This window comes from Actinocorallia lasiicapitis (assembly GCF_054778695.1).
On sequence record NZ_BAAGZI010000031.1, the window covers coordinates 1 to 13,409 of the forward strand.

General features: G+C 68.4%; 16 protein-coding genes. 1 reads left to right on the plus strand and 15 read right to left on the minus strand.

Features of this window, described 5'->3' with window-relative positions; translation table 11 throughout:
• The 11 genes from ACYVE7_RS06210 to ACYVE7_RS06260 form a co-directional block, all read right to left on the minus strand.
• The coding region (locus ACYVE7_RS06210) for an NADH-quinone oxidoreductase subunit G (RefSeq protein ID WP_460363612.1) at positions 1–1,506 on the minus strand (1,506 nt) is incomplete at its 3' end.
• Positions 1,506–2,798, minus strand: a complete 1,293-nt coding sequence (nuoF, locus tag ACYVE7_RS06215; protein WP_460363575.1) for an NADH-quinone oxidoreductase subunit NuoF — start codon at positions 2,796–2,798, stop codon at positions 1,506–1,508. The genes ACYVE7_RS06210 and nuoF, both read right to left, overlap by 1 nt.
• Complete coding sequence (gene nuoE / locus ACYVE7_RS06220; protein ID WP_460363576.1) at positions 2,795–3,514, minus strand: NADH-quinone oxidoreductase subunit NuoE; 720 nt, start codon at positions 3,512–3,514, stop codon at positions 2,795–2,797. Before nuoE ends, nuoF begins: the two co-directional genes overlap by 4 nt.
• A complete protein-coding gene (locus ACYVE7_RS06225) occupies positions 3,511–4,869 on the minus strand; it encodes an NADH-quinone oxidoreductase subunit D (RefSeq protein WP_460363577.1) in 1,359 nt (452 codons plus the stop codon). Before ACYVE7_RS06225 ends, nuoE begins: the two co-directional genes overlap by 4 nt.
• On the minus strand, positions 4,866–5,507 hold the full coding sequence (locus tag ACYVE7_RS06230) for an NADH-quinone oxidoreductase subunit C (protein WP_460363579.1): 642 nt from the start codon (positions 5,505–5,507) through the stop codon (positions 4,866–4,868). Before ACYVE7_RS06230 ends, ACYVE7_RS06225 begins: the two co-directional genes overlap by 4 nt.
• Positions 5,508–5,524: 17 nt before the next feature.
• Entirely contained in the window at positions 5,525–6,076 is a 552-nt protein-coding gene (locus tag ACYVE7_RS06235) for a NuoB/complex I 20 kDa subunit family protein (RefSeq protein WP_460363580.1), read from the minus strand.
• A gap of 2 nt (positions 6,077–6,078) precedes the next feature.
• Positions 6,079–6,438: an NADH-quinone oxidoreductase subunit A gene (locus tag ACYVE7_RS06240; protein WP_460363581.1), complete on the minus strand. Its 360-nt coding sequence runs from the start codon at positions 6,436–6,438 to the stop codon at positions 6,079–6,081.
• Between the two features lie 114 nt (positions 6,439–6,552).
• On the minus strand, positions 6,553–7,818 hold the full coding sequence (locus tag ACYVE7_RS06245; RefSeq protein WP_460363582.1) for a geranylgeranyl reductase family protein: 1,266 nt from the start codon (positions 7,816–7,818) through the stop codon (positions 6,553–6,555).
• A gap of 103 nt (positions 7,819–7,921) precedes the next feature.
• The gene (locus tag ACYVE7_RS06250; RefSeq protein ID WP_460363583.1) at positions 7,922–8,623 is read right to left on the minus strand and encodes a demethylmenaquinone methyltransferase; all 702 of its coding nucleotides are present in this window, start codon (positions 8,621–8,623) and stop codon (positions 7,922–7,924) included.
• A gap of 9 nt (positions 8,624–8,632) precedes the next feature.
• Entirely contained in the window at positions 8,633–8,857 is a 225-nt protein-coding gene (locus ACYVE7_RS06255) for a DUF4229 domain-containing protein (RefSeq protein ID WP_460363584.1), read from the minus strand.
• 23 nt (positions 8,858–8,880) lie between these two features.
• Positions 8,881–9,816 carry a threonine ammonia-lyase gene (locus tag ACYVE7_RS06260; RefSeq protein WP_460363585.1) on the minus strand — a complete coding sequence of 312 codons (936 nt, stop codon included), beginning with the start codon at positions 9,814–9,816 and terminating at the stop codon, positions 8,881–8,883.
• Positions 9,817–10,060: 244 nt separating this feature from the next.
• Here ACYVE7_RS06260 and ACYVE7_RS06265 point away from each other — a divergent pair, with 244 nt between their 5' ends.
• A complete protein-coding gene (locus tag ACYVE7_RS06265; protein ID WP_460363586.1) occupies positions 10,061–10,258 on the plus strand; it encodes a BldC family transcriptional regulator in 198 nt (65 codons plus the stop codon).
• A gap of 56 nt (positions 10,259–10,314) precedes the next feature.
• On the opposite strand, the gene ACYVE7_RS06270 is transcribed toward ACYVE7_RS06265, so the two are convergent.
• The 4 genes from ACYVE7_RS06270 to ACYVE7_RS06285 form a co-directional block, all read right to left on the minus strand.
• Positions 10,315–10,545 (minus strand): hypothetical protein, encoded by a 231-nt coding sequence (locus ACYVE7_RS06270; protein ID WP_460363587.1) that lies wholly within the window; start codon positions 10,543–10,545, stop codon positions 10,315–10,317.
• Positions 10,546–10,557: 12 nt separating this feature from the next.
• Complete coding sequence (locus ACYVE7_RS06275; protein ID WP_460363588.1) at positions 10,558–11,400, minus strand: hypothetical protein; 843 nt, start codon at positions 11,398–11,400, stop codon at positions 10,558–10,560.
• A gap of 77 nt (positions 11,401–11,477) precedes the next feature.
• On the minus strand, positions 11,478–12,548 hold the full coding sequence (locus ACYVE7_RS06280) for a methyltransferase domain-containing protein (protein WP_460363589.1): 1,071 nt from the start codon (positions 12,546–12,548) through the stop codon (positions 11,478–11,480).
• Positions 12,545–13,405, minus strand: coding sequence for a hypothetical protein (locus ACYVE7_RS06285; RefSeq protein WP_460363590.1), 861 nt, complete (start codon positions 13,403–13,405; stop codon positions 12,545–12,547). Before ACYVE7_RS06285 ends, ACYVE7_RS06280 begins: the two co-directional genes overlap by 4 nt.
• Between the last annotated feature and the right edge of the window lie 4 nt (positions 13,406–13,409).

A 13,409-nucleotide genomic window follows, 5' to 3' on the forward strand; every position in this document is an offset into this window, starting at 1 on the left:
CGGCACCCAGGCGAGCTGCGCGCCGGTGGTCTGGGCGAGCCTGACCACGGCCGACAGCGCGCCCGGCACCTCGGCGAGCCGGTCGCCGACCAGGATGACCGAGCCCTGCGCCTTGAGCTCCTCGGCCGCGCGGCCGGTGATGCTCAGCGCCTCGGACTCGCCACCGGGGCCCGTCTGCAGGAGCGTGCCGTTGAGCTTGGCGAGACCGCGCGTCGCGAACGGCGCGATCGACAGCACCCGCTGGCCGTTCCTGCGGGCCGCCTTCCGCAGCCGCAGGAAGACGATCGGCGACTCCTCCTCGGGCTCGAACCCGACGAGCAGCACGACCGGGGCGTTCTCGAGCTGGCTGTAGGAGACCTCGATCCCGTGGCCCGCCACCGAGTGGGCGAGGAAGTCGGCCTCCTCCCACGAGTGGGCGCGCGACCGGAAGTCGACGTCGTTGGTGCCGAGCGCCACCCGCGCGAACTTCGCGTAGGCGTAGGAGTCCTCGAGGGTGAGGCGGCCGCCGGTCAGGACCCCGGCGCGCTTCCCGGCCAGGCCCTGGGCGGCGACGTACAGCGCCTCGGGCCAGGACGCGGGCTGCAGCACGCCGTCGGAGTCGCGGACCAGCGGGTAGCGGAGCCGGTCGGGCTCGGTGGCGTAGGTGAACGCCCACCGGCCCTTGTCGCAGTTCCACTCCTCGTTGACCTGCGGGTCGTCACCGGCGAGCCGGCGGGTGACCTTGCCGCGCCGGTGGTCGGTGCGCTGGGCGCAGCCGGCCGAGCAGTGCTCGCAGACCGAGGGAGAGGAGACCAGGTCGAACGGCCGGGCCCGGAACCGGTAGGCCGCCCCGGTCAGCGCGCCGACCGGGCAGATCTGGACGGTGTTGCCGGAGAAGTAGGAGTCGAACGGCTTGCCGTCCGCGGTGCCCACCTGCTCCTTGGCACCCCGCTCGAACAGGTCGATGAACGGGTCGCCCGCGATCTGGTCGGAGAAACGGGTGCAGCGGGCGCACTGGATGCAGCGCTCCCGGTCGAGCAGCACCTCAGAGGAGAGCGGCAGCGGCTTGGGGAAGGTCCGCTTGACCTCGACGAACCGGCTCTCCCCACGTCCCGTCGACATCGCCTGGTTCTGCAGGGGGCATTCGCCGCCCTTGTCGCAGACCGGGCAGTCCAGGGGGTGGTTGATGAGCAGGAACTCCATCACGCCCTTCTGCGCCGCTTCGGCCACAGGAGAGGTGAGCTGGGTGTTGATCACCATGCCGGGGGCGACCGGGATGGTGCAGGACGCCTGCGGCTTGGGGAAGCCGCGGCCGTTGCCGGCGTCGGGGATGTCGACCAGGCACTGGCGGCACGCGCCGACCGGGTCGAGCAGCGGGTGGTCGCAGAAGCGCGGGATCTGGATGCCGAGCAGCTCGGCGGCCCGGATGATCAGCGTGCCCTTGGGCACGGAGACCTCGAAGCCGTCGATCGTGACGGTCACCAGCTCTTCGACCTGCACCACGGGATTTTCGGATGTGGCGGTCATCATGCCCCCCACTTCGTGGACTTGGCGGCGTCGTAGGGGCAGCCGCCGTGCTCGAAGTGCGCCAGGTACTCCCCGCGGAAGTACTTGATCGACGAGTGGATCGGGCTGGTCGCTCCGTCGCCGAGGGCGCAGAACGAACGGCCGAGGATGTTGTCGGCGATGTCGTTGAGGGTCTTCAGGTCCTCTTCGCCGCCCTGGCCCTGCTCCAGCCGCTTCAGCATCTGCTTGAGCCAGTAGGTGCCCTCACGGCAGGGCGTGCACTTGCCGCAGGACTCGTGGGCGTAGAACTCGGTCCACCGCAGGACGGCGCGGACCACGCAGGTCGTCTCGTCGAAGATCTGCAGGGCCCGGGTGCCGAGCATGGAGCCGGCCGCGCCGACGGACTCGAAGTCCAGCGGGACGTCGAGCTGCTCCTGCGTGAAGATCGGGGTGGACGATCCGCCGGGGGTCCAGAACTTCAGTTCGTGGCCCTCGCGGATTCCGCCCGCCATCTCCAGGAGCTCCCGCAGCGTGATGCCCAGCGGCGCCTCGTACTGCCCCGGCCGGGTGACGTGCCCCGACAGCGAGAAGATGCCGAAGCCCTTGGACTTCTCGGTGCCCATCGAGGCGAACCACTCCGCGCCCCGCTCCACGATGCTGGGAACGGACGCGATCGACTCGACATTGTTCACGACAGTGGGCCCGCCGTAGAGGCCCGCGACCGCCGGGAACGGAGGCTTGAGCCTGGGCTGCCCCCTGAACCCCTCCAGCGAGTCGAGGAGAGCCGTCTCCTCACCGCAGATGTAGGCGCCCGCGCCCGCGTGCACCACCAGCTCCAGATCGAACCCGGAGCCGAGGACGTTCGCGCCCAGGTAGCCGGCGTCGTAGGCCTCCTTGACGGCCGCCTGCAGCCGCCGGATGACATGGAGCACCTCGCCGCGCACATAGATGAACGCCTGGTGGGCGCCGATCGCGTACGAGGAGATGATGACTCCTTCGACCAGCACATGCGGGTCGGCCATCATCAGCGGGATGTCCTTGCAGGTGCCCGGCTCGGACTCGTCGGCGTTGACCACCAGGTAGGTGGGTTTACCGGTGCCCTGCGCGAGGAATCCCCACTTCATGCCGGTGGGGAAACCCGCGCCGCCGCGGCCGCGCAGCCCGGAGTCCTTGACGGCGTCGATGATCGCCGAGGGCTCCATGCCGAGCGCCTTGCGCAGCGACCGGTACCCGCCGTTGCGCTCATAGGCGGAAAGAGTGAAGGAGTCGGGCTGGTCCCAGTTCTTGGTCAGAACCGGAGTGAGCGTGGTCATGGGGCTTCCCAGCCCTTCTCCTTGGCGAGCTCGGTGCCGCGCAGCGACTCGGGGCCCGCCTGGACCCCTTCGTTCGCCAGGCCGTCGTTGAACCCGGCCAGCACACGCGAGGCTTCCTTGAAGGTGCACAGCTTGTCGGGGCCGCGCGAAGGGAGCACCTGCTCGCCCGCGCGCAGCCCGTCGACCAGGTCCTTCGCCGACTGCGGCGTCTGGTTGTCGAAGAACTCCCAGTTCACCATCATGACCGGCGCGTAGTCGCAGGCCGCGTTGCACTCCAGGCGCTCCAGCGAGACCTTGCCGTCCTCGGTGGTCTCGTTGTTGCCGATACCGACGTGCTCGCTGAGCTCGTCCCAGATCTGGTCGCCGCCCAGCACCGCGCAGAGCGTGTTGATGCAGACGCCCACATGGAACTCGCCGGTCGGCTTGCGCCGGTACTGCGTGTAGAAGGTCGCCACACCCGTCACCTGGGCGGGGGTGATGTCGAGCATAGAGGCGCAGAAGTTCACGCCCTGCTCGGTGACCTGCCCGTCGACCGACTGCACCAGGTGCAGCATCGGCAGCAGCGCCGAACGGGTCTGCGGGTAGCGGGCGATGATGTCCTTGGCGTCCTGCTCGAGGCGCTGCCGCGTCTCGACGTCATAAGGCTCGCCCGGCTCGAAGTGCTGGCGTCCCGCCTGCGGGGGGGTTCCCGCGCCGGGGATTCCCAGGAAAGTCATCGGTCGACACCTCCCATCACGGGGTCGAGGGACGCGACCGCGGCGATGACGTCGGCGACGAAGCCGCCCTCGCACATCGCGGCCGTGGCCTGAAGGTTCGTGAACGACGGGTCCCGGAAGTGCACCCGGTAAGGGCGGGTGCCGCCGTCCGAGACCACGTGGGCCGCGAGCTCGCCGCGCGGCGACTCCACAGCCGTGTACGCCTGGCCGGCGGGGACCCGGAAGCCCTCGGTGACCAGCTTGAAGTGGTGGATCAGCGCCTCCATCGACTCGCCCATGATGTGGCCGATGTGCGCGGGCGAGTTGCCCATGCCGTCCGCGCCGATGGCGAGCTGAGCCGGCCAGCCGATCTTCTTGTCCTCGATCATCACCGGGCCGTCCTTGGCGGAACCCCTGGTGAGCCGTTCGACGCACTGCTCGACGATCTTCAGTGACTCCTCCATCTCGGCCATCCGGACGAGATAGCGGCCGTACACGTCGCAGGTGTCCTCGGTGTGCACGTCGAAGTCGTAGGTCTCGTAACCGCAGTACGGCTGGGTCTTGCGCAGATCCCACGGCAGGCCCGCCGACCGCAGCACCGGGCCGGTGATGCCCAGCGCCATGCAGCCCGTCAGGTCGAGGTAGGCGACGTCCTTGGTGCGGGCCAGGTAGACGGGGTTGGCGTCCATCAGCTTGCGCATCTGCTCGAACCGGTGCGGCATCCGCTCCAGATACTCCCGGAGCTTCGCGATCGCGGCCGGGCCGACGTCCTGGGCCACCCCGCCGGGACGGATGTAGGCCATGTTCATCCGCAGGCCGGCGATCTCCTCGAACAGGTCGAGGGTGTACTCGCGCTCCACGAACCCGTTGAGCATGACGGTCGTCGCGCCCAGCTCCAGGCCGAAGGTCGCGATCGCCACGAGGTGCGAGGAGATCCGGTTGAGCTCCATCATCATCACCCGGATGACGTTGGCGCGCTCGGGGATCCGGTCGGTGACGCCCAGCAGTTTCTCGACGCCGAGGCAGTACGCCGTCTCGTTGAAGATCGGCGCCAGGTAGTCCATCCGGGTGCAGAACGTGGTGCCCTGCGTCCAGGTACGGAACTCCATGTTCTTCTCGATGCCGGTGTGCAGGTAGCCGATGCCGACCCGGCACTCGTCCACCGACTCGCCGTCGAGGGTGAGGATCAGCCGGAGCACGCCGTGCGTCGACGGGTGCTGCGGGCCCATGTTGATGACGAGGCGCTCGTCGCCGTCGACGTCCTTCGCGCCGGAGACCACCTCGTCCCAGTCGGCCCCGGCCAGATTGAAGACCTTGCCTTCGGTGGAACCGTCATCCGTGGCGCCCGCACTGTAGGCGTCATAGGTCGCGGTCATGAGTACGACCTCCGCTCGTCCGGCGGCGGCACTTCGGCGCCGCGGTACTCGACGGGGATGCCGCCGAGGGGGTAGTCCTTGCGCTGCGGATGGCCGACCCAGTCGTCGGGCATCTCGATGCGCGTGAGCGACGGGTGACCGTCGAAGATGATGCCGAAGAAGTCCCAGGTCTCCCGCTCGTGCCAGTCGTTGGTCGGGTACACCGAGATGACCGACGGGATGTGGGGGTCGGCGTCGGGCGCGGAGGTCTCCACGCGCACGCGCCGGTTGTGGGTCATCGACAGCAGGTGGTAGACGGCGTGCAGCTCCTCGCCCGCCTGCTCCGGATAGTGGACGCCCGAGACTCCCGTGCAGAGCTCGAACCGCAGCGCCGGCTCGTCGCGCAGCGCCCGCATCACCTCCAGGATCCGCTCCCGCTTCACATGGAAGGTGACCTCGTCGCGGTGGACCACGACCCGCTCGACCGCGTCGCCCAGACCCGAGCGCTCCAGCTCGTCGGCGACCTCGTCGAAGTACTCGCCGTAGGGGCGGGGGGAGGAGAGCTTCGGCGGCGCCGGGACGACCAGCCCGCCGTAACCGGAGGTGTCCCCGGTGGTGTGCGCGCCGAACATGCCGCGCCGTTCGACGGACGAATTCATAGGGGAAGATTCGGACATCAGCGTGCTCCAGCCTGGCCGAGCAGCGGCAGCCGCCGGAGCTTCGCGTTCTCCAGCTCAACGATCTGCTTCTCGCGCTGCGCGCCCAGCTTCGTGTTCTGAATCTTGTCGTGCAGCTTCAAGATGGCGTCGAGCAGCATCTCGGGGCGAGGGGGGCAGCCGGGGAGGTAGATGTCCACTGGTACGATGTGGTCAACCCCCTGGACGATCGCGTAGTTGTTGAACATGCCTCCAGAAGAGGCGCAGACACCCATCGCGATGACCCACTTGGGTTCGGACATCTGGTCGTAGATCTGCCGAAGAACCGGCGCCATCTTCTGGCTCACCCGTCCCGCGACGATCATCAGGTCCGCCTGCCGAGGGGTCGCAGACGCACGCTCCATGCCCCAGCGCGCCATGTCATGCCGCGGATCGCCGGTCGCCATCATCTCGATGGCGCAACAGGCGAGCCCGAACGTGGCGGGCCAGACGGAACTGGCTCGTGCCCAACCCGCGACCTGCTCGACCGTGCTGAGCAGGAACCCGCTGGGGAGTTTTTCTTCGAGGCCCATTTCTAGTCCCACTCCAAGCCGCCGCGCCGCCAGATGTAGGCGTACGCGACGAGGACGGTGACGATGAAGAGCACCATCTCGACGAGACCGAAAATCCCCAGGTGGTCGAAGGCGACCGCCCAGGGATACAGGAAAATGATCTCAACGTCGAACACGATGAACATCATCGCGGTGAGGAAGTACTTCACGGGGAACCGTCCGCCGCCCACCGGTTGCGGCGTCGGCTCGATTCCACATTCGTACGCTTCGAGCTTCGCCCGGTTCCAGCGCTTCGGACCGGTGAAGGCCGCCATGACCACAGACCCGATCGCGAAGGCCGCCGCCAACACGCCGAGTCCGATGATCGGGTAATAGAGGTCCATGGGTTTACGCACCCCCCTCATAGCTCGTGATGCAACTCACCCGTGTGAGCTGCATCATCCTAGTGAGAACACCGATTGGTCCGTACCAATGGGGTTCCGTTATGAGACAGCTGTTCAGGCGGCGGGAGTGATCCGCGACATCGCGTTGATGATGCGATCCATGGAGTCACCACCGCGCGGGTCGGTGAGGTTGGCCAGGAGCTTCAGCGTGAACCGCATCAGCGTCGGATGGGGCAGCCCGTGCCGGGTGGCGAACTTCATCACCCGCGGGTCGCCGATGGCCTTCACGAACACGCGTCCGATCGTGAAGTAGCCGCCGTGCTCCTCTTTGAGGATGCGCGGGTATTCGTAGAGCGCCCGTTCCCGCTGTGCGGCGGTGGGGCGGGCGAGGGCCTGCACGACGATCCCGGCCGCGAGGTGGCCGGACTCCATCGCGTAGTCGATGCCCTCGCCGTTGAACGGGTTGATCATTCCGCCCGCGTCGCCCACCAGGAGCAGGCCGCGCGAGTAGTGCGGCTGCCGGTTGAAACCCATCGGCAGGGCCGCGCCGCGGATGGGTCCGGTCGCGTGGGCCTCGTCGAACTGCCATTCCTCTGGCATTCCGGCGGTCCAGCGCTGGAGCATCGCGCGGTAGTCGGTGTTCTGGAACGACTTGCTGGTGTTGAGCAGGCCGAGGCCGACGTTGGAGGTGCCGTTGCCACAGCCGAACACCCAGCCGTAGCCGGGCAGCAGCTTGTCGCCGTCCCAGAGTTCGAGCCACGACTCCATGTAGTCGTCGTCGTGGCGCGGGGTCTCGTAGTAGCGCCGGACCGCGACGCCCATCGGCCGGTCCTCGCGCTTGCGGATGCCGAGGGCGAGCGCGAGCCGCGCGGAGTTGCCGTCGGCGGCCACCACCAGCGGCGCCCGGAACTCCAGGTCGGCGCGCGTCTTCTTGTCGACGGCCTTCACCCCGACCACGCGGTCGGTGCGCTCGTCGATGATCGGCTCGGTGACGTTCACGCCCTGCAGGAGGGTCGCGCCGGCCTTCGCCGCGTGCTCGGCGAGGAGCTGGTCGAGATCCATCCGCGGCCGGACCAGCCCGAAGTCGGGGTAGCTCGCGAGCTCGGGCCAGTCGAGCTCGATCTTCACGCCGCCGCCGTAGATCCGCAGTCCCTTGTTCCGGATCCAGCCGGGCGCGTTGATGTCGATGCCCATGGCGATGAGCTGTTTGACCGCACGCGGCGTGAGCCCGTCACCGCAGATCTTGTCCCTGGGAAAAGTCGCCTTCTCCAGCAGGAAGACCTTCAACCCGGCCTGCGCGAGGTAGTAGGCCGTCGTCGCCCCTGCGGGACCGGCCCCCACCACGATCACATCGGCGGACTGGGGGGAATGCTCACTCAACTTCCAACCCTCGCAAACACGGAGCTAGTGACATTGTGAACTACTTCACAAGGCCCTGTCTTTGCGAGGCTACACCCGTCGCCGGGGCAATGGGTGGACCGGGTTAGTCGGCTTTCCAGGCGCGGTGGAGTGCCACTACACCGAAAGTCAGATTGCGCCACTGGACGCGTGACCAGCCCGATTCACGCAGCAGCGCCGCCAGGCCCTGCTGGTCGGGCCAGCGCAGCGTCGACTCCGCGAGATAGGTGTAGGAGTCGGGGTTGGAGCTCGCCTTCGCCAGCAGCGGAAGGCCCTTCTTCAGATGCAGCTCGTGCCCCGCCGCCAGGTACTTGTTCGGCGGGTGGCTGACCTCGCACACCAGGATCCGGCCGCCCGAACGCGTCACCCGGAGCATCTCCGTCAGTGCCGCATTCACATCCGCGACGTTACGCAACCCGAACGAGATGGTGACGGCGTCGAAGCTGTCGTCGGCGAACGGCAGCTTCAGCGCGTCGCCCGCGACGAACGTCACACCCTGGGACGGCTCGACGCGGCGGGTGCCGACCTGCAGCATCCCCAGCGAGAAGTCGCACGCCACGACCTCGGCGCCGTCCGCGGCGATCGCCGCGCTGGACGTGCCGGTGCCCGCGGCCAGATCGAGGACGCGCTCACCCGGACGGGCGCCGATCGCCCGTGCGACGGCCTTGCGCCACGCGCGGTCCTGGCCGCCGGTCATCAGGCTGTTGAGAAGGTCGTACTTCTCGGCCGTCCGGTCGAACATCGCGGCGACGTCTTGGGGCTTCTTGTCGAGATCAGCGCGGGTCATGGGTCGAGACTATTCCTCGCCGTGCCGCGACTTGGCCAGCTGGTCCTTCTTCTGCACGAGCGTCGCGGAAACCGCGTCGCGCTGGCGGGAGAGCAGGACGTAGCTGACGATGCCGGAGATCAGCACGGACAGCGCGAGGTTGATCAGGCCGGTCAGGCCGATCAAGTAGAGGATGCAGGCGGTGGCTGCGAACAGCAGGACCCGGGCCGTGGTGTAGGCGATGACAGAACGCATGGTCCTATGAGAGTATCCGCGGTTCAGCCGAACAGGAGTCCGGGGTCCACGTTGCCCCCGGAAAGCACGGCCACATAGGCGTTCCCGCGCGGGAGCTCGTCGGCGTGGTGCAGGTAGGCGGCGGTCGCGACCGCGCCGGCCGGTTCGGCGATCAGATGGGTGCGCGCGGCGAGCTGGCGCATCCCGTCATAGATCTCCTCCTCGGTGACGGTGATGATGTCGTCGACGTACTCCGCGAAGTGCGCGAACGGAAGATCGCCCACCCGGTTGACGCGGAGCGCGTCGGCCATGGTCCTGGCGGTGTCGGCGGCGGGCCAGGAGACGGGACGTCCCAGCAGGAACGAGTCGCGGGCGTCGGCGGCCAGCGACGGCTCCACACCGATCACCCTGGTGCGCGGGCTGAGCGCCTTCACCGCGGCCGCGATCCCCGCCAGCAGGCCGCCACCGCCCACCGGGACGATCACCACGTCGGTCTCCGGGCGGTCCGCGATGATCTCCAGCCCGATCGTGCCCTGGCCGGCGATCACCCGCCGGTCGTCGAACGGGGGGATCAGCTCGTAGCCGTGGGCCTGGGCGAGCCGCGCGGCCGTCGTGGTGCGGGCCTCGAGGCTCGGCTCGACGAACACGATCTCGGCGCCGAGATCCAGACAGGCTTCGACCTTGACGGCCGGCGCGTTGTCGGGGATCACCAGGACGGCCGGGACGCCCAGTGCGCGTGCCGCGTAGGCGACGGCCTGGGCGTGGTTTCCACTGGAATGGGCGACCACTCCGGAAACGGGGCCTCCGGCCGTCAGCGCCGCATGGGCGCCGCGCAGTTTGAAGGCGCCGACCGGCTGCAGGGATTCGGGCTTGATGTGCAGCGGCCGTCCGGGGAACGCGAGCAGAGGCGTGCGCACCGCGACGCCTTTCAGCCGCTCGGCCGCAGCCTCGATCTCCGCCAATGTCACCAGATCGGACATGATCCGACCTTAAGCCACGGTGTCCAGACTTGGGCCACTGTGAGAGAGGTTCACGTCAAGGTCGGTGTCAGTGGGATCTCGGGGGCTGCTGTGAGGCATGTCATGGTTACTTCTGGCTATTTGCCCAGGTCACAACACTACACACAGTTATGTTTTCCGAAATCCGGGCACGAATCGGTCTTCACCCGGCACACTTGGAATCCATCCACCCGCCACCAGAGCGGGACAAAAGGGGAGAGATTTCGTGGAAAGCACCAGTGAGCGTCTGTTGACCCCAGGTGAGGTCGCCGCGCTGTTCCGGGTGGACCCCAAGACGGTCACCCGCTGGGCCGCCGCCGGCCGCATCAGCAGCATCCGCACCCCCGGCGGGCACCGCCGGTTCCGGGAGTCCGAAGTACACGCTCTGCTGCGCGGCGACGAGCCTCTCGTCGACGCCCGCTAGGCGGCGCCGTTCCGTTCGAGGACCGCACCCTCAGACGGGGACCGCGAGACCCGGGCTCACTGGCCGTCGCGCCACCGCTCGAACTCCTCGCGCAGCGCCTCGTCGTCGGCCTGCCACCGCGCCTTGGTATCGGCCAGTTCCTCCTCCGTCAGCGCCTGCTCGCGGAGCCGCTCGTAGTCCGGGTCGTCCGGGCCGATCTCGACGTAGGCCTGCGCGATCCCGCCGTCCTCGGTGAGCTCGCTGTGCGGCACCCGGAGTCTCCCGTTGCCGAGCCTGATCACGTACATCCCCGTACTCCTTCAGATTCCGTAACGGCGGTTGAAGAAGAGCATCACGTCGAGCGCGACCCGGATGTTCCCGCCGAGCATGTCGACGAGCGCCGGCCGCTGCCGTGAGGCGATCGCCGCGAACGCGTCCGCGAAGAACTCCCGCCGCCCCAGCACCCCAGGCTGGTTATGGAAATCGGATATCAGATGCGGGTCGCAGCGCGCGTACAGGTCACGGAACTCGTCTCCGTCACTGCGCCAGCCGCCGCCCGGATCGTCGACGTCGTCGAGGGCGTGGCCGATCTCGTGCATCATCACGTCGGGGGTCGGTGACGGCCTGTCCCCCACCACGATCTTCCGGTCGCCGTAGGCGCCCGCGCAGATGTCCCAGGTGGCCCGGCCCGACGGCAGCCCTCTGCCTTTGAGGTGCCCCATGTCGTCGAGGTCGGGCACCCCGCCGGGGCCGACGTAGATCCCGTCGAGGCCGACCGCCAGTTTCTCCTTCAGCCGGTCGGGCAGCGCCGCGAGGCTCTCCACGGCCCGCACCGTGTCGGGCGGCGGCGGCTTGTCGCCGTCCCACTGCCGGAACAGGATCCGTTCCAGGGCGCCGCAGTGCACCCGTCCGTCTCCGAGCGCGGGCATCCCGATCCGGTGCGACGGCACCCGCTTGATCTCGTCGTCCAGCTCGAACCGGTCGAGCCCCGCCCGGTTGACCGAGGCGTCGTCCCGCCCCGCCAGCCGGAACAGCCCGCGCCGATCCCGCGGCTGCACGTCCGCCGCCCGGATCCGCCCGGCCCGATCCCGCCCTGGCCGCTCGTTCTCCGGCGGCGCCCCGCGATAAGCCTCCGACGTCTTCCTGTGCCGTCCCCACCGCATCCCCCCATTGAAGCGCCCCACCCCCCAAGATCACACCCCCGTCCAGGTGACCGTCTCCGACCGGCAGCCACCGCAGGCTAGCCCGCCACGACGCTCTGCCCGCGCTCAGAAACCATGATCCGATAGCGACCGACACCTGGCTCTCCCTGTCCCAACCAGCGAGCCCGGACGGATTCGACCTCCGCCCACAGGTCCACGGGCCCGCCGTAGGTGACAACACCAGGGGCGCCCTTCGGCACCTCGGCCCACGAACCGTCAGCCGCAAGAACGGTCACCGCGGATTCGCTTGGGAAGACGCTGAACGATCCCAGCGCCTCCCACACCGCGAGCCCGAGCCCGTCACGTTCCAGCTCGGCACCGCCGACCGCCGTATAGCGAGACCGGGGAGCGGACTTGTCCAGCGCGGGCAGCACCGCGACGCCCGGCCGCCGATAGTCGGTCCGTGCGGACATGAACCCGTACCGCAACGGCAGAAACCGTCCCGACGCCGACCCGTCGTCCTGGACGGTGAGTTTGACCAACCCCCCTGTCGAGGGCGCTCCGGGCGTCCGCAGGTCGGCCACGATCAACCCGCCCGGCCGTACCTGCTCGACCCACGCGTACGGAATGGACTCGAAGGCGACCGTCGCGATCAGCCTTCCGTACGGCCGACGCTCCGGGTACCCGTCCCGGCCGTCCCGGCACCCGGTCACCGGCATATAGCCCGCCCCCTGCAGCGCGTGAAACGCCCGGGTCACCACGACGGGGTCGATGTCGACGCTGACGACGTTCTTGTCGCCGACCCGTTCGGACAGCAACGCCGCGTTGTATCCGGTCCCCAACCCGATCTCGAGGACGGGCCCGACATCCAGCGCGTCCCCGACCCCGCCTGCGGTCACCCCCTCGGACAGTTCCAGCTCCTGCAACATGCGCAACATCAGCGACGGCGCTGTGCTCGAACTCGTCGGCCAGGCGTACCCGCCGTGTTCGATCCGCTGAGTGACAAGAACCTCGTCGGAATAGGCGACGTCCAGCGGAACGCCGGGAACGAACAGATGCCGGGGCACATTCGCCACGATCCGCGCCCAGACCGGATCGGTGATCACCCCCTCGGAGGTCAACGCATCGGCGAGCCTCCGCGCATGAGCCCGCCACTCGTCCACGGTCATCCTCCCAACAGTTCATCCGCGAACAGCTTCGCCAGATCCAGACCAGCGGCGCTTTCCAGCCACGCCCACCGCGCGGTCGGTCCCACCTCCAGAAACCACCAGACGCCGGACACGTCCACAGAGAAGTCGAACACTCCCGCCCGCAGGCCAAGGGAGGAGAGGAGCGACTGACAGCCCCGTACAACATCGTCTGGCGGCCGGCAGGGGCGATAGGTCAAAGAGTCGTAGTCCGTCCGCCAATCCTGACGCGCGCCCGGATCATCCGAGTGGATCGACGCGCCCGCGCAGGCGGTCAGGGTGACGACCACCCGGACGTCGAAGACCTTGGGAACATTCGCCTGGAACAGGTGGGGGGCCAGTGCCACCCGGTCGTCGACCTGGTCGGCGGTGACGGGCGTGGTGTAAACGAGCTTGATCAGATCCTGCTCCGCCACGACCTTGTGCATGATCGTCTTGTAGACGGTCGGCTGCTCGTCCAGGAACGCGCGCGCCCGCTCGGAATCGGTGGTGACGATCGAGCGCGGAAGGATCAGCCCGCACCGGGCCGCCTCGGCCATCTGCCGAATCCGGTACTCGGCGTCCGCGACCGCTGAGGGATGCGAAACCCACCTGACTGGAAGATCGGCCAGCAGCCCGCCGAGCCCGAATCGCGTTTCGATGAGTGCGAACCGCATCTCGGGTTCACTCATGCCCGACGGGAACCCATAGCCCCGGGAGTGACCGTAGTAGACGGCTGTGACGTCGTCGAGATCGATCGGGCCGTCCGGCGTGATCAGGCGGGCCTGCCAACCGCTCGCCCCGAGCTCAGCATCAAGTCCCGCGAGCTCGGGAAACCAGACCGGATCGAACCAGACCACCGGA